We start from the raw sequence: 23,079 nt of genomic DNA, 5'->3' as shown, positions 1-23,079 counted from the left end.
ACAGTTCCGGGTCGCCGCGATGCGGTTTGATGTGATCGACCACCGCGCTGTTCGGCTCCCGCCTGCCGGCAACCAGCAGCACGCCGGTCTGCTGGCAGATGTGATTGTCCCGTGCCAGCACCATACGCCGCAAGCGCTGCCAGCGCGCGGTGTTCAGCCAGTCTTTCGACCGGCGCGCGGCGTCTTCACCGGGGTTGGCTTGCGGGCGTAACTGCACGCGCGACCGCGCCGGCTTCAGCCGAGACGGCAAGCCACGTCCTTTCAAAGCACCCATCGAAAACCCCGGAAACGCAAAACGCCCGGACAGTCTCACCGTCCGGGCGCAAATCAGTTCACTGACCTATGACCTCCCATAAGGCCAACATCTCTCGCATAACACGCTTGTCAGTATTAGTGACTACAAAATCATCATAAAACTGCCGACCGTTGAAGCGTATTACGGCTCTGTCAGACTTCGCAATTTTCTCTGCAATTTCTATAGCCTTCGAACCGCGAACGGAGCCGAACTCCCAAATTTCTGTATCGTTGTCTCTCAACCACCTGTCGACCGGAAGGTGCGATTTCGCTCCATCAGTGTTGAGGCTCGCACTATCGACGAACAGCCAACCGCTGCGGGAAGTGTAGTTGACAAAGAGTTCGAGCGACTTCTTCCCGCGCCCATTCTCAATCAGATAGAGAGTGATGTAGTTGCGAGTGTCCTGATATCGCGGCGATGATGGATGTCGTGACCAAGAAGAACCGTCGAAATCCGCAGTTGTCTTAATTAGACGCTTTTCCAAGCTACGAGCAGCACGCGCGATTTTAGATTTTTCTTCTGCGATTGCAGCCTCGTAGAGCGACACCCGACGGGCGTATTCCTCCTTGTCCGGGCGAATTTTGGCTAAGGCTTGATACGCCTGCAAGTTAGCCGTCCGCAGCGACGCTGGCAAAGGCTTCACGTATGATAGAATGATGCTTTCAAGCTCATCTCGCTGGGCACTAGCTCCGGAGAAGAACGCCTCATCTGAAACGATATCAGCAGCTATCCTCTCCATATCCGCGTCCGCGCTTTTTGCTCGCTGGAGGTAGTGCTCTACTTGCCTGTTGTCGGCTGGTTCCGCCCCGTTGCTTGAACTGGCATTTTGCTGGTCCATGGGCCCTGATGTGTCAATCGCCACACCGGGGATTACATCTCCATACGCCTCACAGAGTTCCACCTCCTTTTTGACGCTTTCGTCTGAGATTTCGCCCCACTCTCGCATCGTGCGGGCTGCTTTCAGCCAAGCCTCCGGGTCTCGCTCCAGAAACGCCGAAGTACAAGCCGCGCGTGCTTTATCCAATTCGAGCGAGGACGGTTCAGCTGCTACCGATCCAGCCAAGAATGCGAGCCCAAGTACAGCACAGCGCATGCGCGAACCTCTCAGAAATTTCATCAAACCAATGCTTAACGGAATTTTGCGCGTTCTCAACTTGTTTGGCACCTCACCTTCTGGCCTGCTTTGAGTAGGCATCATCGTTCCAATTCGCCTGGTGCCCCAGTTCATTTCATTTAAGCAGATTTCTTCACCTTGAGACATCGGCGTCTACACACATGCTCTCCTGATACAGATCGCGGCTGCCAATTACGCCTATTGACGGGCGCCCCTTAAGGCTCGACTCGCGTGGCGCGGAGACCTGCCGCCACATCCGACCGCGCCACTACCGCACCGACCCACACGGGGGGATGTTTGCTCGATCGGTGCTGGATTGGTTGCCGGGGCGGGACTTGAAACCGCGACCTCCAGGTTATGAGCCTGGCGGGCTACCATCTGCTCTACCCGGACACAGAAAAGGCCGGGCTTTCCCCCGGCCAGCTTGCATCGTTCGACCCACTGAAACGCAAAGCGCCCGGGCGGGTTATCCGTCCGGGCGCAAATCAGTTGCTGGCATCTTGTAAACCCGTTGATATTCTCACGTCAATACTGGGCGTGAGGTCTGCTCCCTGACCAGGAAAGGATGTTGAAACGACAGCATCATCTCAAACATGAATTTTTCGCATACCCAATAGTGACTCTGTAGTGACTTTGTCTAAGGTCGCACCGACTGCCGTGAGCAAGCCCACTCCCCTCGCTTCCAGGAATTACAATGACGGAAAACATCAATCTCAGAGCGATGCAAAATCATGAAGCCTACTTGGCGGGAACACATGATTTTCAAGAGGACATCCAGCGACTTGCAGAAAGCGATCTCGTCAGCACGCTTCTAGAGACCGTCATGCTTGCGACGAGTATGAGGTTCGCAGGAGTTGCGCGGGTCACTGCGGACCGTTGGGTGGCATGTAGGACGGTTGACGACGTGCATTTTGGTATCGACGCCGGCGATGAGATTGCCATTGAGTCGACGTTCTGCCAGTCGGTCCGCGACACCTCTGAAATGGTCATTTTTAGCGATGCTCTCAGTGATCCTCTGTACAAGGACAATCCCATCGCATCGGCATTTGGTATCGTCAGTTACGCGTCAGTTCCCATCTATCGCAGTGACGGCACTTTCTTTGGAACTCTTTGCGCGATCGACACCGAACCGAAAGATGTTAACAACCCCCGCTCCGTCGCCATGCTGCAAATGTTTGCGAACCTTATCGGGCGTAGTCTCGAAACAGAGGAACGATTGGAAGCACAAGAACTGCTAGTTGATCACGAGCGAAAATTGCTACGAATTCAAGAGGAATTTCTAGCAATTCTAGGGCATGACCTGAAGAACCCGGTCGCGGCTCTGAGCTCTGGTGTTCGGTTACTTCGCAAACAGCCGCAATCCGAAGAAGGGTATAAACTTTTAGCCCTCATGCGGACGTCGGTTCATCGTACGGGCGAACTCATCGAAAACATGATGCAACACGCAAAAGCGCGACTAGGTGGCGGTATCACTATCTCAGCCAAGTCGAATGCACCGCTCAGCGAAGAACTGGTACAGATCATCGAAGAGTTCCGCGTGGCCGAACCGGATCGCAAGATTGAGCTGAACTTGGAGCTTTCCGCCCCAATCACTTGCGATTCTCCTCGAATCGTTCAGGCGGTCTCGAACCTGATCTCCAACGCGATCAGACACGGTGCTCCTGATACTTCGGTTAAGATGACCGCAACCTGCCAAGAACATTCTGTAGTGATTGAAGTGGAAAATCAAGGTGATGCTATCCCTGCGGACGTTCTAACAAACATGTTTGAACCGTTCCAACGTGGGCATACAGCTAGGGTTGGCGGCCTTGGTCTTGGATTACACATCGCCTCTTCAATCGCGAAGGCCCATGATGGATGTCTGTCAGCCGCCAGCGAGGGCACAAGCACTGTTTTTCGCCTTGAGTTCCCTTTGCGAAAACCGGCTGTTTCCTGTTAGAAGCTTTTCAGAATGCGCCCCAGCCAAGCTTCGACTTAGGAAAATGTTCAAATCAGACTGTATAGCGGCCGCTCGAAAGCGCTGGCGCATTTTGACAGCAGGCGAGGAATTGCTTGGGCGTCAGGCGTTTAAACGAGGCCATCGAGATCTTCCAGTCGCCATCCAGCCGAGAGAGATAATAGTTAACAAGGGAAATTTTACGATTCAAGCTGACCGAGAACCAGTCGACAACAGCAGTGCAGCTGCTGGTGTCGAGAAACTTCACGTGGGATACCTCGGCAATCAACGGGGTTTCGAAATTCTCGCTGAGGCCACGGCAGTATATGCCAAGCATATTTGGAAGATCAGTTTCGTCCAAGATTACCGCTTCGGATGAATCGAAAAACATGGTGAGAGGAAGGGCGTAGTCTTTGACCAGCCCGGTACTATTGCCGAAGCTGAGGTTTACAGCATGTAAGTCAAAGAAGATTTGAACCGATCGTTCCATATTCGAAGTATCCTATAGCGCAAATATCAACACACGCATTACGATAGTAGTGCGAAATTCTTCTGCGCCCAGCAGCAATGACCTAAGGGCAAGGACCGCCAGTCAACTTTTGGTGTCGTCAATTCGACACACTGCAGATGCAGCATAACGCTGGACTTTTGAAGTGGCATCGCTTGCAGCTGGAAGCCGCCAATAGACGCTTGAACTGCGAACACAGCTTTGAAAAGACGCAGTCTCTACTGTTTCCGGGGACCGGAGTAAGCACAGCGAAAAACCGAAGCCGAGCTGCTATGCCTACCGCCAAGGCTCCATCGTCGGCATCGCCTCCGTCACCACAAAGGCCGTCAACCCGCCGTACACCCGGAAGGTCTGCTGCAATTCCAGCAACGCGCCCCACCAGCGCAAGTAGTCGCGCCGGGCCCGGGCAGCCAAGGGCGCGGGGTCGCGGAACCTCACGGGGCACACGCGCAGCTCGGCTTGGCGCAATCGACCGCGGTGGATGTACTGCACCTGCCCCGCGTTTTCGGTGACGGCGTATCGCGTTCCATGCTTGCAGGCGCGCCATGACACTGGCTCGCAGGTTTTGCGGCAGTCGTACCGCCATTCAGGCGCCATCCCAGCCCGGGCCAGTTCTGCGATCCATAGCGCCGTTGCGCGGCCCCCATGCCCCGCGGGCAGCGCCGCCAAGGCGGAGGCGACGGTGTCGGCGTCCGGGTGCGGCTCTGAGCGGCCACCGCCATCGATCTGGCATCCCAGCAGCTGCCGCTGCATCAGCAGGTATTCCGTCCCGACCCCGACACGGCGATCGCCGCGCACCGCGCCGATCTCGTCGAAGTCCAGCCGCGCTAGCTCGCGGCCGAAGGCCCATTCCAGCAGCTCGCGGATCGACACGGGCGTGGCTGGCGCGCTTCCCCGGGCCGGCTGGATGGAACGCACCGCCATCATGCCTCCACTCCGTCGACCATCGCGCGCAGCATCGCCTCGGTCTTTTCGTACCAGTTCAGCCAGGCCTGATCGTCCTGCGCCACGCCGCGGCCATCGGCCAGCCGTTCGCGCGTCAGCGCGGCCCGGCGCTGCCAGTCGGCCGCAACCTCGGCCACACGTCGGCGATCCTGGTCGCTGACCGGCGGCCGCTTCTTGCGCTCCCAGAAGCGGTACTCAGCCACCAGCCGCCCGCCTTTCAGCGCCGCCGATCCAGCCGCCGATTTGAACCAGCGCAGGATTTCGGGCACTTCGGTCAGCGGGCGCGGATGGAACGCCTCGGCCAGCCCGATCACGCTCGCATAGCTCGGCCAGAAGCACCGCGCCGTGCCCTGCCCCTTGGTCATCAGCGACACGCGCAGCGCATCCAGCTTGTCATCGGGCAGATAGCCGAGCCCGTCCGCCATCCGATCGAGATCGCGCTTGCCGGCATCGTCGCTCGTGCCTCTCGGAAACCGGAACCCGGCTTCGGCCAGGGGCGTCAGAACCAGCCTGCGCACCCGGTCGCGTTTCGTCTCCTGTTCCATGCCCGCCTCCTGACCCGTCTCCAATTTCTGGAGACGGCTTTGCCAAATCAGCCCGCTACCGGGCGCCCTGCCCCCGGATGTCTGCGATCCGGGTGGCCTCGATCAGTTTCTCGGCAACCATGCAGGCCGCCACTTCGTCGGAAATCGCGTTTGGCGAGACGAACCCGTTTTCGGAAATCCGCTCTGCCCAGAACCGGGCCGCTTTCCGCGTTTTTTCGCAGAAGCCCCGGCCCATCGCGTGGTTCTTTACTGGTTCCTTTACAGGTTCCTCTCCAGCCGGCTGGAGACGGCTCGCCCCGAAAGTTGGAGACGGCTCCCCCCCAAAATTGGAGACGGCTCCGTCTCCAGTTTTTGGAGACGGCTTTTGCCCTGTTCCGTCTCCAGTTTCTGGAGCCGGGTCGCCCCCGGGTCCGTCTCCAAATTCTGGAGACGGCTCGCCCTCTTTTGGCAGCTCGAATCCAAGCAGGTATCGGGTCGGCCGCTGGCGCCGGGTCTTGTTGTCGAAGGACCGATGCCGCGCGATCAGCTTCTTCGCTTCCAGCCCGTTCAACGCGTTGTTCAGCGTACCGTTCGACACGCCAGTGGCCCCCTTCAGGTACTCCTGCGTCGGAAAGCACCCGCGCGACGGGTTGTGGCAGTCGCACAGGTGGAACAGCACCCGGAATTCACTGTTGCCAAGCGCCTCGGCCGGTAGGCTCGACAGCCAGTTGGTCGCCTTGTGGCTCATGCTGTTTGTCCTTGCTCGTGGAGCCGCTCGGCTTGCCAATAGAAGTTCTTCATTCGCGGTCCACCGTGCTTAGACCGGACTCCGGAAACAGCGGCTCCTGACCGTCCAGAACATCATTGGGTGGCCGCAAATGATCGGGTAGCGGCGGGTAATCGCCCGGCCGGGTCAACGCGCGACGGCACGGCGGAATACGCTGCACCTGGCCGCAGGGCAGCCGATCCTTCAGGAACACCATCCAGCAGTAGGCGGTCGCGCTTGTCGGCTTCGAGAGTTTACCCGGCTTGCCGTTCTTCGGCGGCTGCCAGACCGGCACATCCGGATCCAGCAACACACCGGCCCACAGCACCACGCGCTCGACGAACGGCAGAAAAATATCTTCTGGGCGATCGCGGAACAGCGTCTCATACCGCTCTTGCCCCTCGAGTAAGGCTGAACGCACGAACACCGCCACGCCGCGCCGGGCATAGCGCAGCCCCTGCCGGATGAAATCATCGGCCAGCCGAAACGCCGGGTTCGTGATGACCCAATCGACATCCGGCGCATCCTGCGACCAGTCGATCAGGAAATCGGCCACCCCGTCCTTTGCCGGGTAGCCATAGTCGGCGACATCGGTGGCATGCACCCGATCAAAATATTCGCCAAGCGGCCGCGCCATGTAGCCGCGATTGCAGGCAGGCTCCCATGCCGTCAACTGGTGCAGCGGCTCGCCTCGAGCAATCAGCGCCTCGCAGAGCGCCCGCATGGCCCAAGGCGGCGTGGGGAAATCGTCCAGACTGCCGGTCGCCTCGACCCGTTGCTGCATGACGGCAGAAGAACGATTCTGGCTCACGCCGCCAGCCCCGCAAAAAGGGGCGGACGCCGAAACGTCCGCCCGAGGTCAACAGGGAGGCAATGCAGATTGAAACGGAGACCGCGACCTCGAACGGTGATTTCCGCCCAATCCATCTGCATCTCTAGTATAGCCGTTTGCTTACAATTCGCCAATGCACTCGCAGGTCTACCCTCGGACGCGACGCGATTGGAAATTGATGGTATTACTTTATCGTTGAAAAAACTGACGGCCTGAAGGCAAAAGAAATGAAAATCGTTACAGTTAATGAACCGGCAATTCAAAAGGTAGATGCATCTGAAGCCCCGCTCCGCGGACTTCGCGTCGTTACTTCCAAAACCGAATTCCGGCCGGAGCACTACTTGGCTACATTCGTTCTCACCTATGATCCTGGCTCTGTCCCGAATACCGAACTCACATGCCAGAGTAGAATAGAGGTCGCGATATCCAGCTCGGGGCCGGATGCAACGTTTGCGCGTATAGCACAGCAGGCGCGCGCTGAACTTGCGCCGTTGCTTCGAAGCCTCGCTGACGCATTGTCCACGAAGAGTTGACAACGATCTGTCTGGCGAATCACCAATAATGTGCTTTATTGTGCACAGTCCTATCCAATTGGACTCTCTCGTTTGGCAGGTCGCGCTTCTTCCGAAACAATTGCGGCCTGCCGGAACGAGTTGGCCTGCCGAGCGCAGGCTCGATTGATGGCTGCACGGAAACAATCGAACGCCGGAATCTGAGACGGTCACAGACGCCATTGGCTCAGACCGCAGCCCACAGCTTGGAACCTTTGACGCGAGGTGACCTATGGCGACATCACGGTTCGACACGCAAAGCATCGCAATCCCCTGTCCTGTGTGTGGCTTTAAGATCGAGAGGTCGGTGGCGTGGATCAAATCCAATGGCCACTTCTTCTGCGACGGATGCGGAAGCTTGATCACGCTGTTGCGCGACCGGTTCCTGGAAGACCTCCAAAGCGCCGATCGCTTGATCGCCTACTCGCAGGCACAAGCCCCGCGCCGTTTGCATTGAAGGCCTGCCAGAGTTGATTTCAGGGTAATGTGCGTCCATCACGCGACGCCTCGCTTCTGGCGTACATCGGCCTTGGCCTTAACTAGCACGGCGATCGCCTCGTCGATCTCGCGCTCGGCTTCGTCCAGATGCCCGGCCTTCAGGGTTTCCGCGGCGCGAATGATCGCCGCCTGCGCCTCGCCGCATTCCTTGGCGACGAGGCCACAGCGCGCGTACAGGCTGATCACATCCGCTTGGCTCAGAACGGGCTCGAACACGCCGCCTGCGTGATCTGCGAAAAATTCGGCAAGCGGGACCGCGCAGCGGCTGTCGTGCAGCGCCAGTCGCACCAGGTAATTCACCCCGATGCCGCCCGGCCGTGCTTCGTTCACCTCGGTGCCGTAGGACACCGTGCTGTTGGCAAGGCCGAGCTGTTCTGCGACAGCTTCGACCCCACCGACCGCCCGATAGCATCGCGCCACCGCATCCTGAATTGTTCCGACCTTGGTTGCTCTCATGCGAAAACCCTCAACGACCTTTCGCTTGCTTGCGAACAGCTATGCCAACAGGTTTCAGCCATGTGTCTAGCGAGTGCATCTTTGTGACAGACGAGTGCCCGGGAGACAGGTTCGCAAACATCTGGCGATCAGCCCGTTCTGGCTGAGAGACCCAAAGAAGAGAGGAACAGGTCTTCATAGTACCTTGACCAAAACCGCTCAATCTATCGATCCACGGCGAGCAGGAGGTGCGCTTGAAATGCCAATGCATAACCGCAAAATCTGATCCAAGTCGTTCATGTGACAGCGTCTTCTCTAGAAGGCGGGGGGTTTGCAGCGATGAACGCGCGAAGTTTAGCCGCTTCCGTGGCGTACTTCTCGATGCGCCGCTTGGCTCTTTGGTGAAATCGAGCGTTGCCAAGTGCCATCTGACAGATGGTACTCGGCTTCATGCCAGTCGCAGCAGCATAGGCCTCAATTTCACGGATGATGTGGTTCGGGTCCATCCGCAAGATATTTGGCATTTGCCAAATATAGTCAAGCGGCATTTGCCAAATATATTTTGGCGATCCGTAGCGGTAGTTTCGTCTTTATGACCGAACCTCAGGATAAAAGTGCATTCGTTCAACGCCTTGAAGGCGAGATGGAACGCGCGGGCATCGAGAACCGCAAGGAACTCGAGCGCGCCTCAGGTATTGCATATCACCGGCTTAACCCGTGGTTCGTCAGACCAGCTGCAAAACCCAACGCAGCCGACCTTCTGACCTTGGCGAGGCTATTCAACGTTTCCGAGGAGTATCTTCTGGACGGCGGTCCTCGTCGTCCCTTTCAGAGGATGGCTGCACTACTCGCGCGCGCCGAAGCGCTTGATGAAGCGGCACAAGCCGATCTAGAAAGCTATGTGGATTTTCTGGAACAACGCTATTCTGCACGGCAATCCGATCGAGAGCGCGAGTGAGCGCATCGACATCTTTGTCCTCTAGCCTAAGCAATCTCTGGCGCAGGGAATGCTTCATCCCAACCTCCCGCTAACAATTCTTACGTTACGGATGAGGTATGCCCCTGGTCAATCGCACCATGTTGAAAACAGTGCAGCTCGCTCGCCCCCAATCTTCGCCGACAGTGCCCCTAGGTCAACCTGTCAAGGTTCGCCGCGCAGCCCATGTCTCGCCGCCAGGTCACAGCAGGACTGATTCTTTCACTCCGCAGAGGCAAAGCTACGCGGACGTTTGCCAATTGCCAACTTTTTAATTGACGTTTGGCATTTGCCAACATATCGATGAGCCCCAGTCATACCGATTGGAGGCCACCCATGCCCGACAACTCGAACTGCCCGCCCTCGGCTCCGACCTCGCGCTTTGCCGCGCTGACCCGGATCATCGGCGCCCTGCCTGACGCGCCGCGCGGCCCGGTTGGCCCTGCGAGTGCCGAGGATGATCTGGTGTTCCGCATCCACGCCCATGCCGCCCGCATCGGGCGCAACGGCCCGGCCCCGCTGATCCTACCGCAGGCCCGGGTATGAGCGCCGTCGCTGCGGAAATCCGCCACGCGCGGCTGGTACTGGCCAGCGAGCTCGAGCTGCTGCCCGTCGCTGACCGCGCCGAGGCCATGCGCGCGGCCTGCATCGACACCGGCGGGTGTTTCGTGCCCGCCCGCACCGTGCAGGGCGGCACACATTATGCCGAGGTCAGCTGTCTGGGCGTTTACCACGCGGGCGCCGACATGGCTGAGGCGATCGCCCACTGGATCAAGGCCGTGCATCGCATGGAGATCAGCGCGCAGACCGGGGTGGCGGCATGAGTGACTTCGACAAGGCCGTGCGCCGCGCCCCCGTTCGCCCGCCGCTGAAGCGCCCCGATCCTTCCAGCCATCTGGGCCGCCACGGCGCCCATTGGATTATTCTTTGCGCGGCCTTCGTGCTCTGCGGCCTGATCTGGGCCGCGATCCGATGACCGCCTCCCCGTTTGGCGCATCCCGCGCCAACCCGCCCGGGCCGGCCCCCACCACTCACGTCTCCCCCCAGCCGGCCCGGGCGACGGATTACCTCGATCCCTTCCCGCACCCGCGCCTGTGGCAGTTCACGCTGGGCACCGTCGTGACATGGGTGAAGTCGTTCCAGGCCGACGGCAATCGCCGCGATCTGGGCCATGTCGTCGGCTTCGCACAGGACCCGAACGCGCTGCCGTTGATCCGCGTGCGCTGGCAATCCGGCGACACCTCGGACGTCCCGCCGGGATATCTCCGCCTCGAAAAGGACCGCACATGAACACGCACGTCACCCCCGCAGCCGAAACCCGCCTGATCCCGCTGGCCGATCTCTACCTGCACGATATCAACCCGCGCCAGAACGGCTCGGTCGAGGATACCGCCGCCATGGCTGCCAGCATCGCGGTGAACGGGCTGCTGCAGAACCTCACCGGCTATGCCGATCCCAGCCGGGGTGGCATCGGCATCGTCGCCGGAGGGCGCCGCCTGCGGGGGCTGCAGCACCTGGCCGAGAACGGCAGCGGCACGATCGACGCCCAGCCGATCGACTTTACCGCGATCCCGGTGCGCGTGACCGACGATGCTTTTGTTGCCCGTGCCTGGGCGGGCACGGAATCGGCAACGCAAAAGCCGCTGCACCCCGCCGACGAAATCCGCGCCTATGCCGCGATGGCCGACCAGGGCAACAGCCCCGAGATGATCGCCCGCGCCTTCGCGCAGAGCGTCGCCCATGTGCGCCGTCGGCTGGCGCTGGCCGATCTGATCCCCGAAGCGCTCAGCGCGCTGCGCGAGGGCCACATCAGCCTTGATGTCGCCAAGGCGCTGACACTGGCACCCAGCCATGCGGAGCAGCTCGCCACGCTCACCACCGCCCGCGCGGGCAACTGGACGGCCGAGCGCGTACGCCGCCAGCTGACGCCTGACAGCGTGGCCAGCACCGACCGTCGCGCAATCTTCGTCGAGCTCGAGGCTTATCGCGCCGCGGGTGGCACGGTGATCGACGATCTCTTTGCAGAGTGCTGCTACCTGACGGACGCTGATCTGCTGCATCAGCTGTTCGTCGCCACGCTGGATGAACGCGCCGAAGTGTTGCGCGCCGAACAGGGCTGGGCATGGGTAAAGGTCAGCTATGACCCATGGAGCGACCATAGCCTGACCTCAGGCTGTGAGCGCATCCAGCGCACAGCGGTCGAGCTGCCCACGGGCGATCAGAACCGATTGGCCGAGTTGGAAGACATCCAGTTCTCCGAAGGGTTGGACGCGGCCGAGCGCGCCGAACTCGAAGCCCTGCGCGCGCGGGCCAAGGGCGATTACAGCGATGAAGATCGCGAGGCCGGCGGCATCGTTGTGCTGGTCGACCGCCACGGCACCCTGTCGATCGAAGGCGCCTATCGCCAGCAGGCAAAGACCAGGGCGTGCGACACGGCCGAGGGTGGAAGCATCACGCCCGCTGCCGAAAAGCCGCTTCCGCAGGCGCCGCTGGACGAACTGCACCGCATCGAGCTGCTGGCGCTGCAAACTGCCCTGCTCGACAAGCCCGAGCTGGTCCTAGACTTGCTGGCCTGGCAGATCGAGCGACGCGCGCCTGCGTGGTGCAGCCCCTTCGCGGTGCAGCTGTCCGATCAGCAGATCACGCCCGAGGCCGCGCAGCATGTCACCATCGACGCCCGGCTAGCAGAGACCAGCAACGCCACCGAGTTCGGCAAGACAGACAAGCCCGTCGACCAGTTCACGGCCTTCCAGGCCAAAGGCAAGAAGCATCGCAACCAGGTACTGACCCGGCACTTCGTGCGCACGCTGAACCGCATGACCTCCGACCAGGCCCCGTTGGCCGATCATCTGGCTGAGTTGACCGGCGCCGCGATCCGCAAGGTCTGGACGCCTTGCGCGCCCGGTTACTTCAAGCGCCTGCCCGCCGGACGGCTCGATGGTCTCTGGCAGGAGCTCACCGCCCTGCCCGCCGAGGCCGAGGAAACCGTGGCCTTTGCCAAGCTGAAGAAGTCCGAAAAGGCCGACGAACTCGCCCGCCTGTTCCAGGACGCCAGCGCCCGCGAAGCCCTCGGCCTCTCGCGCGACCAAGCCACCGCGATCGACGCGTGGCTGCCGGCCGAGCTGCAACGCGACGCGAAATGAAACACCGGAACGCGCAGCGCGGTGCTGCGCTCCCCCGCCGCGGGCATATCGCCCATTTCCTCATCCGGGGCGGCAGGGGCATCAACCAAGGGAGCGATCGGATGAAGCGGCCCAAGACCTACACCATCAAGATCGACGTGGAGAACGGCGGCAAGGCGATCAACACAATCCAGGTCACCCTGACCCGCCATATCGAGCGCAACATCGACACCGTGTTCAACATCGACCTCGTCGACGACCCGCTCTACCCCGCCCTGCACACCTACGTGATGAACAATCCGCCGAGGAATTAGACCAATGGCTGAACACTTCCCGCCCCGGTTGATGCCCACACCGGTTGCCGCCCGTTACATCGGCGTGTCGGAAACCAAGCTGCGCGGGTTAGGATTGCCACGAAAGAAGCTGGGCGGTAAGCGCGTCTACGACCGGGTGGACCTTGACGCTTACGCTGACAGGCTGCCCTATGAAGGGGCGCAGCCAGAGGCTGATGAATGCGACAAACTGTTCGGGGTGGTGGCGTCGTGACGCTCAAGTACCTCACCAGCACCAAGAACTCGGCTGGCGTGACGTACTTCTATTTGCGCCGGAACGGCAAAAAGACACCGCTAGGCCAAGGCCCGATCGACAGCCCGGAATTTCTGGCCCGCTATGCCGAGGCCATGGGAGCAACTGGCGGCGCCGTGAAATCAGTCAAGGAAAACTCGCTCGCCGCCCTTTGCAATGCATTCCGCGCAGGCACCACATACAAGACAAAATCCAAAGGCTACCGAGCCGTGCTGGATCGCAACCTTGCGGCAATCACGGAAGCCTACGGCGAAGCACCGATCGCCGGCTTGAAACCACACCATATCCGGGCGGACCTGAACAAACTGGATCCGCACCCCGCCAACGCACGCCTGAAAACGTGGCGCCTGCTCTGTACCTTCGCGAATGATTCGAACTGGTCGCCGATAAACGCGACGGATGGCATCAAGCGCGGCGCCCTGCCGAAGTCGGACGGTCACACCCCGTGGTCATCGCAGGACATTGCCGACTTCCGCGCACGCTGGAATATTGGAAGCGTCCAGCGGCTAGCTATGGAGCTGTTGTTCTGGACCGGCGCGCGAACTGTAGATGCCGTGCGCCTGTCTCCTTCGATGGTGGGCGCGGACGGGGTACTGACTTTCACGCAGTCAAAGACCGGAGGCAAGGCGTACGTCCCTTGGACATGCCACCTACCCGCATGGGCAAGCGGTTTTGAGGCCGACCGCCAGCACCTTCTGTCTTGCCTGCAAGCCGGGACGTTTACCTATCTCGAAACGAGCTCGGGGAAGGTCAGGTCTGAGGCGGGCCTGTCGAACCTCATCAGCGCCGCCACCCGGCCTGGCATCAGCGCGCACGGGCTGCGCAAGAGCCGCCTGACGGCCATCGCAGAGGCTGGAGGTTCTGCTTCCGCCATCATGTCCTGGGGCGGCCACAAGAGTCTGAAAGAAGCCGAGGATTACGTCTCGACAGCGAACCGGAAAGCGCTTCTGATCGGAACAGAACAAAAACAGAAAAGTGCCAACAAGTCCGACAAAAGTGCCAACAAACACTCTAAGAAGCTGAAATAGAGCAATATTTTTTTGACATGGCGATCCCTTGAGGACTCGAACCCCAAACCTGCTGATTAGAAGTCAGCTGCTCTATCCAGTTGAGCTAAGGGACCGCTGCCTGCGTTCATGCCGCAGCGGGCGCGTCGGGGCAAGACCCGTGGCGGCACGGGGGACGGATTTGATGCAGGACTCAGAACTGCCCCGACAGCAGGTTGCGGAATTTGGCAGGCAACGCGCTGTCCGGCGTACCGTGGACTTGCCCGCCCCGGCCCCGTTGCCACTGCGCCACCAGAATACGCCCGTCGCGTGTTGAAATAGCAACGCCGGCCATAGCGCCGTTGCAATTGTGGGGCATACAGCCGACAGCCGCGAACCAATCGCCGTCCCGGCTCATCGTGTCGGAGCTGACCACGCTGGAATTGCGCGCCAGGTCCAGCACGTCCCAAGGCAGAAACGACAGCAGAGATGGCTCCATCTCGGCGGCATGCAGGACATCATAGGCGGTGCGCCCGGACCATGCGGCGGCATTGGACGTGTTACCGACGCCCGCGCTGGCAAGGCCCAATTCGTGCTCTACGATCTGACCATTGCGCACCACGAACCCTGCGGTTCCCGACCGCCCCATCCGGGGAAGCACGACCATCGGCCCCTGATCGGTCATCTGCACCTCTGCCAGATCGGAACAGGTTCCGAAGCTTTCGGTGGCGTGCAGCCCCGTACTGTCCAGCATGATCCATTGGTATTGAGCCGGGCAGGCCGTGCCACCGCTGTAGGTTTCAAACAGAGCGGAATTGCCATGTACATGCACGACCGATGCAGGCCAGCGCGACTCGAGCACTATCTGCTGGCGCCCGTCCGACACATAAGACCGCAGTGCCATGTCGTCGTGGGTGATCGTCAGCTGCCCCGTCGTCAGAGCAACCTGCTCTTGCGCGGCAAGCGTTACGGGCGAGGCGCACAGCAAAACCGCAAGCGCCGCCCGGACGCCAGCGCTTGCGCGCATTAGTGGGTCCAGACCGCGCGTCGGTTGGTGGCGAAGTTTTCGCCGTAGCCGCCTGGGCGGACATTGGGCTTGCGGGTCTTGGGTTCGATCACCTGCGCGTCGATACCCTTGGATTCGGCATATTCCAGCGCCGCCTCTTTCGTGGCGAAGCGCAGGCGCACTTGGCTTTGCGTGTCCGAGGACGACGTCCAGCCCATCAAGGGATCGACCGAGCGCGCGCTGGCGGGCGCGTATTCCAGCACCCAATCGCGGGTTTTCGCGGTGCCCGATTGCATGGCGTTGCGGGCGGGCTTGAAGATGCGGGCGCGCATGGGCAGATATCCTTGGCTGCTGTTGCTGGCCCCTTTTGCCACGGCGCGCACGGCTTGCCAAGCGCGCGGAATGTCACCCGTGGAGCGAAACGCCTTTGGCTGGGCATTGCTGCCCCCTTGAAGTAGAACAAAAACAGATCAAATCTGCACCATCCCGTCAGAAAGCCCGCGCCGATGCCCTTTGCCCATTCCGACAAGACGATGCCGATGCTGAACAGCCCTGCGCCCGATGTGCGCAGCCGCGAAAAGCTGGAAGGTGGCAAGCGGCTGGTGATGAACACCGAGTTCGAGCCGGCGGGCGACCAGCCCACCGCGATTGCGGAGTTGAGCCAAGGCATTCTGGACGGCGAGCGGGATCAGGTTCTGCTGGGGGCCACCGGAACGGGCAAGACGTTCACCATGGCGCGCATCATCGAACAAACGCAGCGCCCGGCGATCATCCTTGCCCCGAACAAGACGCTGGCGGCGCAGTTGTACGGCGAATTCAAGGGCTTCTTCCCCGACAACGCGGTGGAATATTTCGTGTCGTTCTACGACTACTACCAGCCCGAAGCCTATGTGCCCCGCAGCGACACCTATATCGAGAAGGAAAGCCAGATCAACGACCAGATCGACCGGATGCGCCATTCGGCCACCCGGGCGCTGCTGGAACGCGACGACGTGGTGATCATCGCGTCGGTCTCGTGCATCTACGGGATCGGCAGCGTCGAAACCTACGGCGCGATGACGCAGGATCTGAAGGTTGGGCACGAGTACAACCAGCGGCAGGTGATGGCCGATCTGGTGGCCCAGCAGTACAAGCGCAACGATCAGGCGTTTCAACGCGGGTCGTTCCGGGTGCGCGGCGACAGCCTGGAAATCTTTCCGGCCCACCTGGAAGACCGGGCCTGGAAGCTGTCGTTCTTTGGCGAAGAACTGGAGTCGATCACCGAATTCGACCCGCTGACCGGCGAGCGCACCGGCAGTTTCGACCAGATCCGCGTTTACGCCAATTCGCACTACGTCACGCCCAAGCCGACGATGCAGCAGGCGATGGTGAGCATCAAGAAAGAGCTGCGCCAGCGACTGGATCAGCTGGTCGGAGAAGGCAAGCTGCTGGAGGCGCAGCGGCTGGAGCAGCGCACGAATTTCGACCTCGAAATGCTGGAAGCCACCGGCGTCTGCAACGGGATCGAGAATTACTCGCGCTATCTGACGGGGCGCGCGCCGGGCGAACCGCCCCCCACCCTGTTCGAATTCATCCCCGACAACGCCATCGTCTTTGCCGACGAAAGCCACGTCAGCGTACCCCAGATCGGCGGCATGTACCGGGGCGACTATCGACGCAAGTTCACGCTGGCCGAACATGGATTCCGCCTGCCCTCCTGCATGGACAACCGCCCCCTGAAGTTCGAGGAATGGGACGCGATGCGCCCGCAATCGGTGTTCGTCTCGGCGACGCCCGGCAAATGGGAAATCGAACAGACCGGCGGCGTATTTACCGAACAGGTGATCCGCCCCACCGGACTGCTGGATCCGCAGGTGGAAATCCGCCCCGTGACCACGCAGGTCGATGACCTGCTGGACGAGGTGCGCCGCGTGACCGAGGCGGGCTATCGCACGCTGGTCACCACGCTGACCAAGCGCATGGCCGAGGATCTGACGGAATACATGCACGAACAGGGCATCAAGGTGCGCTACATGCATTCCGACATCGACACGCTGGAACGTATCGAAATCCTGCGCGATCTGCGGCTGGGCGCTTTTGACGTTCTGATCGGCATCAACCTTCTGCGCGAGGGGCTGGATATTCCCGAATGCGGGCTGGTCGCCATTCTGGACGCGGATAAAGAGGGCTTCCTGCGCTCGGAAACCTCGCTGATCCAGACCATCGGCCGTGCTGCGCGCAACGCCGACGGGCGGGTCATCATGTATGCCGATTCGATCACCGGCAGCATGGAACGCGCGCTGGCGGAAACCGACCGCCGCCGAGAAAAGCAGATCGCCTATAACGAAGAACACGGGATCACCCCCGCGACGGTACGCAAGAACGTCGATGACATCATGGCCGGGCTCTACAAGGGCGACACCGACATGAACCGCGTGACCGCCAAGATCGATCCGAAGGCGTCGGGCGGCAACCTGCAAACCGTGCTGGAAGGGCTGCGCGCCGACATGCGCAAGGCGGCCGAGAACCTCGAATTCGAAGAGGCCGCGCGCCTGCGGGACGAGGTGAAGCGGCTGGAAGCCGTCGACCTGGCAATCCACGACGACCCGATGGCCCGGCAATCCGCGGTCGAGGCCGCATCCGAGGCTGCCACGAAAGGCAAAGGCCGCAGCACGGCCGGCCGGCCCGGCCAGCACGGCGGCAACGTGCGGCGACGCAAGCGATAGATGCGCGCGGGGCGCGGCGGGGTTTGACATTGGCTCCGCCCCGCTTACCCTAGGCGCATTTCAGATCGGATTTGCCCCATGCGTATTGCCCTTGCGACCTGCCTTGCCCTGCTTGCAGCCCTGCCCGCCCGGGCCGAGGATTGCACCGACCGCGCCCGCGATCTGGTGGCCCATGAATTCCTGGGCGGACAGCCCCACATCGCCCGCATCCGCACCGTCTGGAACGGCATCGAGACCCAATCCGTGTTCCGCTGGAAATCCGTCACCCACCACATGACCGAGGCGATCCTGCCCGAAGGATCGCCCGATTCGATGTACCACGATGGCGTCTATTATGGCTCTGACGGCCGTGGCGGCTGGTCTGAATTCAACCGTACCGATCCTGACGTGGCCCGCGCACAGGCCGACGAGATCCGCCAGACATTGGCCGCCAACCTTACCAGCGCCGATTGCGTCCAGATCACGCATGGCGGCGCGCCCTACACCGCGATGACGGCGCAGGTTTCGGCCTTTCCGCCCTATGAAAGCGATCTGGTGTCGATCTATTTCATCGACGAGGCGGGCGACGTGCGCGCCATTCGGCAAAGTTACAAGATGGCCGGGCATGACATGATGATGGAGCAAACGCTCGATCCGGCGCCGGGGCTCGATCTCCCCCTGCCATAGCGGACCGCGACCAATCGATCCGACAGGTACGTTCCGATTGCAATTTCATGCGCAGCGCAACAATTCACGGTTTTACCGCCGCCCTGCGCATGTTAGTTTCGATCTGTATTTGAGTACATTTTTTTCAGGGGGTTATGCCGTGCCGAGACATCTCGCGCTTGTTCTTATCATGTTGTCGCTTTTGACCGCCGCCGGTCCGTCCTGGGCTTACGGCGAAGGCGGTAGCTATGGGGGCACGGGGCTGTCGAATGCCACCACCAACAAGATCGCGCGCACGCTGACGCGCGGTGCGGCCGCCTGTCAGCGGCTGGACAATGTTTATCGCTATGATTGCTATCGGCAGACCTATCAACAAGCGGCGCAACAGCTGAACGGCATGCGAGCCTATGCCGGTGCGCAGGCGATTATCAACGAAGTGACCCAATCGCTGGAGCGGACCATCGCGCGCAACGCCGATCCGGCCGCGCCAAGAGTGCGCAAGGGGTTGCAGACCTACCGAGCGATCCAGCCAGCCGCCCTGCCCCGTGCCAAGGCAGACTTCATCACCGCACTGGAAAAGGCGGAGACCCGGCTTCTGCGCTCACCTGAAGACAGCCGCGCCCATTACGCGCGCATCGCCGAAGCCATCAACACGAACAAGGTTCTGCTGAGATCCGCCCTTATGCTTCTGCCCGCGCCACTGCGCGCGGCGGCGCTGTTCTGGCGACGCGATCAGGCCGACAGCGCGGCGTCGATCTCGGCAACCAGCGCCATCACCTCGGCATGTGCCGGGCCCTTGGGCGCCTCAAGCGCGGCGCGCCCCTGCCCCAGCGTTTCCGCATAGACGATTCGGTTGGCCATTGCGGCCCGGGCCACATCGGCCTCCATCTCGGCCACCTTCTCGGCAATATCCGCGGCCAGCCGCGTGCCCTTGCGCGCGCGGGTCATGACCATCATCGCAGGCTTGGATTCGCGGTCGGCCAGAAAAAGCACCACCTCGACCGCCCAAAGATCAACATGCGAGGTTGCCACCGGCACCAGCACCAGGTCGGCCGCGCGCAGCGCCGGGCGCAGATCGCTGTCGGCCTTGGGCGGCGTGTCGATGATGACGATGTCGTGGGTTTCGGCCAGCTTGCGGCATTCATAGGGCACGCCCCAGGCCGAGGCGGTCGAGAAATCGATGCCGGGTTCGGGCATCGCGTCCAGCCGTGACATGAACCAGCGTCCGGCGCTGCCCTGGGGGTCGGTGTCCATCAGGGCCACCGACTTGCCCGCGCGGGCGAATCCGACGGCCAGGTTGACGGCAAGGGTCGTCTTTCCTGCGCCGCCCTTCTGCTGGGCGATGGTGATGACGTGCCCCAAGACGATCCTCGCGTGTTTGCGCGCCACGCCCCGCGGCGCGTTTCTGCAATGCAGCATAGCAGCTTGCCCCATCACCACAACGGCGAATTTTCTCCACAGGAACACGCGGCGCCGGTAACGAGGCGTTAACCATTGTTAACCATGCTGGGCTGGCTGGGCACAATCCGGCACTGACGGAGGGCCGCGATGCGGTGGGTATTGGCAGTGGGTGTTGCGCTCTGTCTGATCGGGGCGGGGTCGGCCCGGGCTGGCGCCTGGATGCGCGAAGATGGTCGCGTGTTCCTGTCGGTCAAGACCACGCTGCGCCATGTCGATGGCCTGCTGCGGCAGGAAAACGACGTATATCTTGATTATGGGCTCGGTCCCAAGCTGGGGGTTGGCGCGTCGCTGCTGCAGACATCACCGGAGTCCGGCCATGCATTGTTGTTTCTTCGGCTTCCGCTTGGCAATACGGACGGCTCCTCGCGCATGGCCGCCGAACTTGGACTGGGCGCGCATATGACCGCAGGCCAATGGGCGCCGATGTACAAGCTTGCAATCGCCTGGGGACGTGGGCTGAACCTGCGCCGTGCCAATGGCTGGATACAGGTGGAAGGCGCGGTCGAGCATCGCGCGGGAACGGGGCCACCGCTGTACAAGCTGGACCTGGTTCTGGGCCAGTCTGATGGTGGGCGGCTGCGCCCTATGGTCGGGCTGGGGCTGACGGGCGGGTCGGGGCGGCCGGTCGAATGGTCGGCCAGTACCGCGCTTCTGATTGAAGGCGGCAAGAAGACCACTTGGTTGATTGGGACCGAAGTGAAGCAGAGCCGGTTTGGCCTGACGCTGGGCATGTGGCGCGATTTCTGAGCCGGTCCCAGCCGTCGGGCGGAGCAGAAAGGGAGAGCGGGGGCTCTGCCCCCACCCGCTGCGCGGGCTCCCCCGGGATATTTGGCCCCAAAGAAGCTGGAGTCGATCAGCCGTCCATTCGCGCCAAGATTGCCACCACGCCCTTTACGGCCGAGCCCCATTGCAGATCAACTCCGGCGCCCGCCGGCGCCTGCTCCAGAATAACATGGGGCGCGGCATAATGCCCAGCATCCGAGGCCGTGCGAATCTGGCCCTGCGCCGTCACTGAATCAACGCCGCGCGCGCGACCTGCAAAAGGCAGATCTGCCGAGAGATCGACCGTCCAGGTTTGCGACGCACTGGGTTCGGAATGGATCATACGGGCCGGGTTGGCGACCTGGTTTGAAACCTGATGATAGCTGTTGGAGTGGAAGGCGACATGCTTGTGCCGTGTCGCATCGAGCGGCGCGATGCTGTCATCAACGCGGTCGGCCCGGTTGATGCTGCCATTGATCGAACGAAATTTGTTGCCCATGATCATCACGCCGTTCAGGTACTGGCCGGTGCCGTACGGTTTGATCACGATATGGCTGGTCCAAGGCGCAACATCACCGCTGAGGAAGATATTGTCGCTTACGGTCAGCCCGGCAAAGGACATCCCCGAAGTGAAATCGGGCGTGGCGTCATGTTCGTTGGTCCATTCGACGTGGCAATTATCGATGTAGTTCGCCGTGATGGTGGTGCTGACATAGCTGCTGGTCAGAACGATCCCGGCGTGGCGGATGCCTCCGGCCACGCTATCGCCCTGAAAGCAGTGGTTGCCCGAGATCATGTTGTTTGCTCCGCCCAATACGGCGAAATGCATGAAACGGGTCGAGCGGCAATTGCGCAGCTTCACATCGTTGGAACTGGCGTTCAGCCCGATCGAGACCCGGTCTTCGACGTCGAGCGAATCCTCGTCTGACAGGAACTGGCAATTGTCGACCAGCATCCCCTGGCACCCCGTTCCGATCGAGGTGATGCCGCGATCCATCGGGCGCGAGATTACGCAGCCCCGAAGGCTGAAAATGCTGCCGCTGGTGGGCAAGCGCAGGGCGCTGCAATTGCCGTTGCATTGCAGTTCGACGTCGCAGAGTTCAAACTTCGACAAGGAACTGAAGCCCGAGAAATCAAGCATGTAGCGGAAGTCGCGGAACGTATAGGTCTGGCTGGCGGGGGCGCCGTACAAGGGCGCCGACAAGGTAAGCTCTCCCGCGCCGATGTTGCGGGCGCGCACATAGATCTCACGCCCCACCCCGGCGCCCTCGACCAGAGCGCCCACCGGGATATTGGCGATATTGGCCACATCGGTCAGCTTTTTCGGGTCGGTGGCCGTGTAGCTGGCAAGCGAGGTCATGGTGGCCGTGTCCCAGGCCGCCCCCCCGCTGGCATCCAACTGGCCATTTCGGATCACGCGACGGGTTGCAAAGCTGGTTTTGTTGGGCACTGCCGCCTGCATGTCGATCGGACCTGTCAAGGTGACCTTCCGCCCGCCCAGATCAAGCGAATCGTGATCGGCGTTGTTCAAAAGCGCCTGAAACGCCTTGCGAAAGGCGGTTTCCTCATCCCCGAAGGCGGCGATATAGCTGGGCAGGTCGAAGGATTTCCGCATCACGAAAATTTTGTCGGTGGGCATCGTCAGGGTGCCCTCGAACACCGCCGGGTTTTCCAACGTCACGCTATCGGCAAGGAAAAAGCTGCCGGCGGGGATGAACACGTGGCGCCCGTCCGCCGCGTCATCAGCGGCGATGAAAGCCGCGGTATCGTCAGTTACGCCATCGCCGCGCGCGCCGTAGTCGCGCACATCGACCTGGCCCAGCATGTCGCGCAGGTAGACCGATGTGACATCCTCGATCCGGATGTCATCAATGCGCACCACGCCGCCGGTCGGTCCGGTCAGATCCAGCCCGAAATGGCCGTAAAGCGGGGTCATCCCCCAAGGCATATCGACGCCGCCGCGCAGTCCGGTGCCGACAATGGCCGAGATTTCAATCACTTCGCCATAGGTCGACAGCGCGGTCGCGGGGCCGGTATCGGTCAGGCCGGTGACATGGGCGCCTCCTGCCCCACCGGCCCATCCCGCCACGCGGAGGCTTGGAAGATTTCCGCTGACGGCCTTCACCCGTGCGGAAACGCGAAGGTAGCATCCCGGCAGGATCGGGGTTTCCCCCATGAAGCGCAGCCGTTGGGTGGCTTCTGTCTTGAACACTTCAAGGCAGCCGCCGAAATCCTGGTCGGCTGGCACGAAGGTAGCATTCGCCGCGCCGTTATAGGTATCGGACCCCGGTGTTCCATCGCCACTTGACCAGACATCCAGCCCGTTCGCAAAGGCGGGCGGCATCAGCAGAATGCCATCGGTGATCGCTTTGTTCATCGGAATCCCTTTCCCAGATCGCGCGCCGAGCAGTGGTGCAGACCACGGCA

26 protein-coding genes and 2 tRNA genes are annotated in these 23,079 nt (G+C 61.4%); 14 read left to right on the top strand and 14 right to left on the bottom strand.

The window, feature by feature from the left end:
- From FGK64_RS16905 to FGK64_RS16895, 3 genes are all read right to left on the bottom strand, one after another.
- The coding region (locus tag FGK64_RS16905; RefSeq protein ID WP_138864988.1) for an HNH endonuclease at positions 1-274 on the bottom strand (274 nt) is incomplete at its 3' end.
- Positions 275-332: 58 nt separating this feature from the next.
- Complete coding sequence (locus FGK64_RS16900; protein WP_138864987.1) at positions 333-1,556, bottom strand: hypothetical protein; 1,224 nt, start codon at positions 1,554-1,556, stop codon at positions 333-335.
- A gap of 170 nt (positions 1,557-1,726) precedes the next feature.
- Positions 1,727-1,803: transfer RNA gene (locus FGK64_RS16895), tRNA-Met, on the bottom strand.
- 300 nt (positions 1,804-2,103) lie between these two features.
- On the opposite strand from FGK64_RS16895, the gene FGK64_RS16890 reads away from it, so the two are divergent.
- A complete protein-coding gene (locus FGK64_RS16890) occupies positions 2,104-3,348 on the top strand; it encodes a GAF domain-containing sensor histidine kinase (protein ID WP_138864986.1) in 1,245 nt (414 codons plus the stop codon).
- Between the two features lie 52 nt (positions 3,349-3,400).
- Here FGK64_RS16890 and FGK64_RS16885 read toward each other — a convergent pair whose 3' ends face one another.
- From FGK64_RS16885 to FGK64_RS16860, 6 genes are all read right to left on the bottom strand, one after another.
- On the bottom strand, positions 3,401-3,835 hold the full coding sequence (locus FGK64_RS16885; protein ID WP_138864985.1) for a hypothetical protein: 435 nt from the start codon (positions 3,833-3,835) through the stop codon (positions 3,401-3,403).
- A gap of 294 nt (positions 3,836-4,129) precedes the next feature.
- Entirely contained in the window at positions 4,130-4,777 is a 648-nt protein-coding gene (locus tag FGK64_RS16880) for a hypothetical protein (protein WP_246057793.1), read from the bottom strand.
- Positions 4,777-5,343 (bottom strand): hypothetical protein, encoded by a 567-nt coding sequence (locus tag FGK64_RS16875; RefSeq protein WP_138864983.1) that lies wholly within the window; start codon positions 5,341-5,343, stop codon positions 4,777-4,779. Before FGK64_RS16875 ends, FGK64_RS16880 begins: the two co-directional genes overlap by 1 nt.
- Positions 5,344-5,398: 55 nt before the next feature.
- On the bottom strand, positions 5,399-6,070 hold the full coding sequence (locus FGK64_RS16870; protein ID WP_138864982.1) for a helix-turn-helix domain-containing protein: 672 nt from the start codon (positions 6,068-6,070) through the stop codon (positions 5,399-5,401).
- Between the two features lie 49 nt (positions 6,071-6,119).
- Positions 6,120-6,899, bottom strand: coding sequence for a hypothetical protein (locus FGK64_RS16865; protein WP_210236585.1), 780 nt, complete (start codon positions 6,897-6,899; stop codon positions 6,120-6,122).
- A gap of 1,067 nt (positions 6,900-7,966) precedes the next feature.
- Positions 7,967-8,425: a hypothetical protein gene (locus FGK64_RS16860; RefSeq protein ID WP_138864981.1), complete on the bottom strand. Its 459-nt coding sequence runs from the start codon at positions 8,423-8,425 to the stop codon at positions 7,967-7,969.
- Between the two features lie 496 nt (positions 8,426-8,921).
- Here FGK64_RS16860 and FGK64_RS16850 point away from each other — a divergent pair, with 496 nt between their 5' ends.
- The 9 genes from FGK64_RS16850 to FGK64_RS16820 all read left to right on the top strand — a co-directional run bounded on the left by FGK64_RS16850 (position 8,922) and on the right by FGK64_RS16820 (position 14,115).
- Complete coding sequence (locus tag FGK64_RS16850; RefSeq protein WP_171054120.1) at positions 8,922-9,362, top strand: hypothetical protein; 441 nt, start codon at positions 8,922-8,924, stop codon at positions 9,360-9,362.
- Positions 9,363-9,716: 354 nt separating this feature from the next.
- Positions 9,717-9,926: a hypothetical protein gene (locus FGK64_RS16845; RefSeq protein ID WP_138864979.1), complete on the top strand. Its 210-nt coding sequence runs from the start codon at positions 9,717-9,719 to the stop codon at positions 9,924-9,926.
- On the top strand, positions 9,923-10,204 hold the full coding sequence (locus FGK64_RS16840; protein WP_138864978.1) for a hypothetical protein: 282 nt from the start codon (positions 9,923-9,925) through the stop codon (positions 10,202-10,204). The genes FGK64_RS16845 and FGK64_RS16840 overlap by 4 nt, the downstream gene beginning before the upstream one ends.
- Positions 10,201-10,356 carry a hypothetical protein gene (locus FGK64_RS22225; RefSeq protein WP_171054119.1) on the top strand — a complete coding sequence of 52 codons (156 nt, stop codon included), beginning with the start codon at positions 10,201-10,203 and terminating at the stop codon, positions 10,354-10,356. Before FGK64_RS16840 ends, FGK64_RS22225 begins: the two co-directional genes overlap by 4 nt.
- The gene (locus FGK64_RS22220) at positions 10,353-10,670 is read left to right on the top strand and encodes a hypothetical protein (protein WP_171054118.1); all 318 of its coding nucleotides are present in this window, start codon (positions 10,353-10,355) and stop codon (positions 10,668-10,670) included. Before FGK64_RS22225 ends, FGK64_RS22220 begins: the two co-directional genes overlap by 4 nt.
- Positions 10,667-12,523, top strand: a complete 1,857-nt coding sequence (locus tag FGK64_RS16835; RefSeq protein ID WP_171054117.1) for a ParB/RepB/Spo0J family partition protein — start codon at positions 10,667-10,669, stop codon at positions 12,521-12,523. The genes FGK64_RS22220 and FGK64_RS16835 overlap by 4 nt, the downstream gene beginning before the upstream one ends.
- Before the next feature lie 101 nt (positions 12,524-12,624).
- Positions 12,625-12,816 (top strand): hypothetical protein, encoded by a 192-nt coding sequence (locus FGK64_RS16830; protein ID WP_138864976.1) that lies wholly within the window; start codon positions 12,625-12,627, stop codon positions 12,814-12,816.
- 4 nt (positions 12,817-12,820) lie between these two features.
- On the top strand, positions 12,821-13,048 hold the full coding sequence (locus FGK64_RS16825) for a helix-turn-helix domain-containing protein (protein WP_171054116.1): 228 nt from the start codon (positions 12,821-12,823) through the stop codon (positions 13,046-13,048).
- Positions 13,045-14,115 carry a site-specific integrase gene (locus FGK64_RS16820; RefSeq protein ID WP_171054115.1) on the top strand — a complete coding sequence of 357 codons (1,071 nt, stop codon included), beginning with the start codon at positions 13,045-13,047 and terminating at the stop codon, positions 14,113-14,115. Before FGK64_RS16825 ends, FGK64_RS16820 begins: the two co-directional genes overlap by 4 nt.
- 18 nt (positions 14,116-14,133) lie before the next feature.
- Here FGK64_RS16820 and FGK64_RS16815 read toward each other — a convergent pair.
- From FGK64_RS16815 to FGK64_RS16805, 3 genes are all read right to left on the bottom strand, one after another.
- Positions 14,134-14,210: transfer RNA gene (locus FGK64_RS16815), tRNA-Arg, on the bottom strand.
- Between the two features lie 77 nt (positions 14,211-14,287).
- Complete coding sequence (locus tag FGK64_RS16810) at positions 14,288-15,100, bottom strand: hypothetical protein (RefSeq protein ID WP_138864974.1); 813 nt, start codon at positions 15,098-15,100, stop codon at positions 14,288-14,290.
- The gene (locus tag FGK64_RS16805) at positions 15,100-15,411 is read right to left on the bottom strand and encodes an ETC complex I subunit (RefSeq protein ID WP_138864973.1); all 312 of its coding nucleotides are present in this window, start codon (positions 15,409-15,411) and stop codon (positions 15,100-15,102) included. Before FGK64_RS16805 ends, FGK64_RS16810 begins: the two co-directional genes overlap by 1 nt.
- 174 nt (positions 15,412-15,585) lie before the next feature.
- Between FGK64_RS16805 and uvrB the strand changes: the two genes are divergently transcribed.
- From uvrB to FGK64_RS16790, 3 genes are all read left to right on the top strand, one after another.
- A complete protein-coding gene (uvrB, locus tag FGK64_RS16800) occupies positions 15,586-17,784 on the top strand; it encodes an excinuclease ABC subunit UvrB (RefSeq protein WP_138864972.1) in 2,199 nt (732 codons plus the stop codon).
- Between the two features lie 78 nt (positions 17,785-17,862).
- Complete coding sequence (locus tag FGK64_RS16795) at positions 17,863-18,450, top strand: hypothetical protein (protein WP_138864971.1); 588 nt, start codon at positions 17,863-17,865, stop codon at positions 18,448-18,450.
- A gap of 139 nt (positions 18,451-18,589) precedes the next feature.
- Entirely contained in the window at positions 18,590-19,273 is a 684-nt protein-coding gene (locus tag FGK64_RS16790) for a hypothetical protein (protein WP_210236584.1), read from the top strand.
- Here the strand turns inward: FGK64_RS16790 and parA are convergent.
- Positions 19,162-19,848 (bottom strand): ParA family partition ATPase, encoded by a 687-nt coding sequence (gene parA / locus FGK64_RS16785; protein WP_138864970.1) that lies wholly within the window; start codon positions 19,846-19,848, stop codon positions 19,162-19,164. The genes FGK64_RS16790 and parA overlap by 112 nt on opposite strands.
- Before the next feature lie 129 nt (positions 19,849-19,977).
- Between parA and FGK64_RS16780 the strand changes: the two genes are divergently transcribed.
- Positions 19,978-20,637: a hypothetical protein gene (locus tag FGK64_RS16780; RefSeq protein ID WP_138864969.1), complete on the top strand. Its 660-nt coding sequence runs from the start codon at positions 19,978-19,980 to the stop codon at positions 20,635-20,637.
- A gap of 106 nt (positions 20,638-20,743) precedes the next feature.
- Here the strand turns inward: FGK64_RS16780 and FGK64_RS16775 are convergent, their stop codons facing one another.
- The gene (locus FGK64_RS16775) at positions 20,744-23,029 is read right to left on the bottom strand and encodes a glycosyl hydrolase family 28-related protein (RefSeq protein ID WP_138864968.1); all 2,286 of its coding nucleotides are present in this window, start codon (positions 23,027-23,029) and stop codon (positions 20,744-20,746) included.
- Positions 23,030-23,079 lie beyond the last annotated feature (50 nt).

Source organism: Arenibacterium halophilum, assembly GCF_005938225.1.
Taxonomy (GTDB): Bacteria; Pseudomonadota; Alphaproteobacteria; order Rhodobacterales; family Rhodobacteraceae; genus Arenibacterium; species Arenibacterium halophilum.
This window is presented reverse-complemented; position numbering and strand designations above follow the sequence as displayed.

Coding starts and splice junctions, on each gene's coding strand:
- FGK64_RS16900 (WP_138864987.1), bottom strand. CDS start 1,556: ATGTCTCAAGGTGAAGAAATCTGCTTAAATGAAATGAACTGGGGCACC.
- FGK64_RS16890 (WP_138864986.1), top strand. CDS start 2,104: ATGACGGAAAACATCAATCTCAGAGCGATGCAAAATCATGAAGCCTAC.
- FGK64_RS16885 (WP_138864985.1), bottom strand. CDS start 3,835: ATGGAACGATCGGTTCAAATCTTCTTTGACTTACATGCTGTAAACCTC.
- FGK64_RS16880 (WP_246057793.1), bottom strand. CDS start 4,777: ATGGCGGTGCGTTCCATCCAGCCGGCCCGGGGAAGCGCGCCAGCCACG.
- FGK64_RS16875 (WP_138864983.1), bottom strand. CDS start 5,343: ATGGAACAGGAGACGAAACGCGACCGGGTGCGCAGGCTGGTTCTGACG.
- FGK64_RS16870 (WP_138864982.1), bottom strand. CDS start 6,070: ATGAGCCACAAGGCGACCAACTGGCTGTCGAGCCTACCGGCCGAGGCG.
- FGK64_RS16860 (WP_138864981.1), bottom strand. CDS start 8,425: ATGAGAGCAACCAAGGTCGGAACAATTCAGGATGCGGTGGCGCGATGC.
- FGK64_RS16845 (WP_138864979.1), top strand. CDS start 9,717: ATGCCCGACAACTCGAACTGCCCGCCCTCGGCTCCGACCTCGCGCTTT.
- FGK64_RS16840 (WP_138864978.1), top strand. CDS start 9,923: ATGAGCGCCGTCGCTGCGGAAATCCGCCACGCGCGGCTGGTACTGGCC.
- FGK64_RS22225 (WP_171054119.1), top strand. CDS start 10,201: ATGAGTGACTTCGACAAGGCCGTGCGCCGCGCCCCCGTTCGCCCGCCG.
- FGK64_RS22220 (WP_171054118.1), top strand. CDS start 10,353: ATGACCGCCTCCCCGTTTGGCGCATCCCGCGCCAACCCGCCCGGGCCG.
- FGK64_RS16835 (WP_171054117.1), top strand. CDS start 10,667: ATGAACACGCACGTCACCCCCGCAGCCGAAACCCGCCTGATCCCGCTG.
- FGK64_RS16830 (WP_138864976.1), top strand. CDS start 12,625: ATGAAGCGGCCCAAGACCTACACCATCAAGATCGACGTGGAGAACGGC.
- FGK64_RS16825 (WP_171054116.1), top strand. CDS start 12,821: ATGGCTGAACACTTCCCGCCCCGGTTGATGCCCACACCGGTTGCCGCC.
- FGK64_RS16810 (WP_138864974.1), bottom strand. CDS start 15,100: ATGCGCGCAAGCGCTGGCGTCCGGGCGGCGCTTGCGGTTTTGCTGTGC.
- FGK64_RS16805 (WP_138864973.1), bottom strand. CDS start 15,411: ATGCGCGCCCGCATCTTCAAGCCCGCCCGCAACGCCATGCAATCGGGC.
- uvrB (WP_138864972.1), top strand. CDS start 15,586: ATGCCCTTTGCCCATTCCGACAAGACGATGCCGATGCTGAACAGCCCT.
- FGK64_RS16795 (WP_138864971.1), top strand. CDS start 17,863: ATGCGTATTGCCCTTGCGACCTGCCTTGCCCTGCTTGCAGCCCTGCCC.
- parA (WP_138864970.1), bottom strand. CDS start 19,848: ATGCTGCATTGCAGAAACGCGCCGCGGGGCGTGGCGCGCAAACACGCG.
- FGK64_RS16780 (WP_138864969.1), top strand. CDS start 19,978: ATGCGGTGGGTATTGGCAGTGGGTGTTGCGCTCTGTCTGATCGGGGCG.
- FGK64_RS16775 (WP_138864968.1), bottom strand. CDS start 23,029: ATGAACAAAGCGATCACCGATGGCATTCTGCTGATGCCGCCCGCCTTT.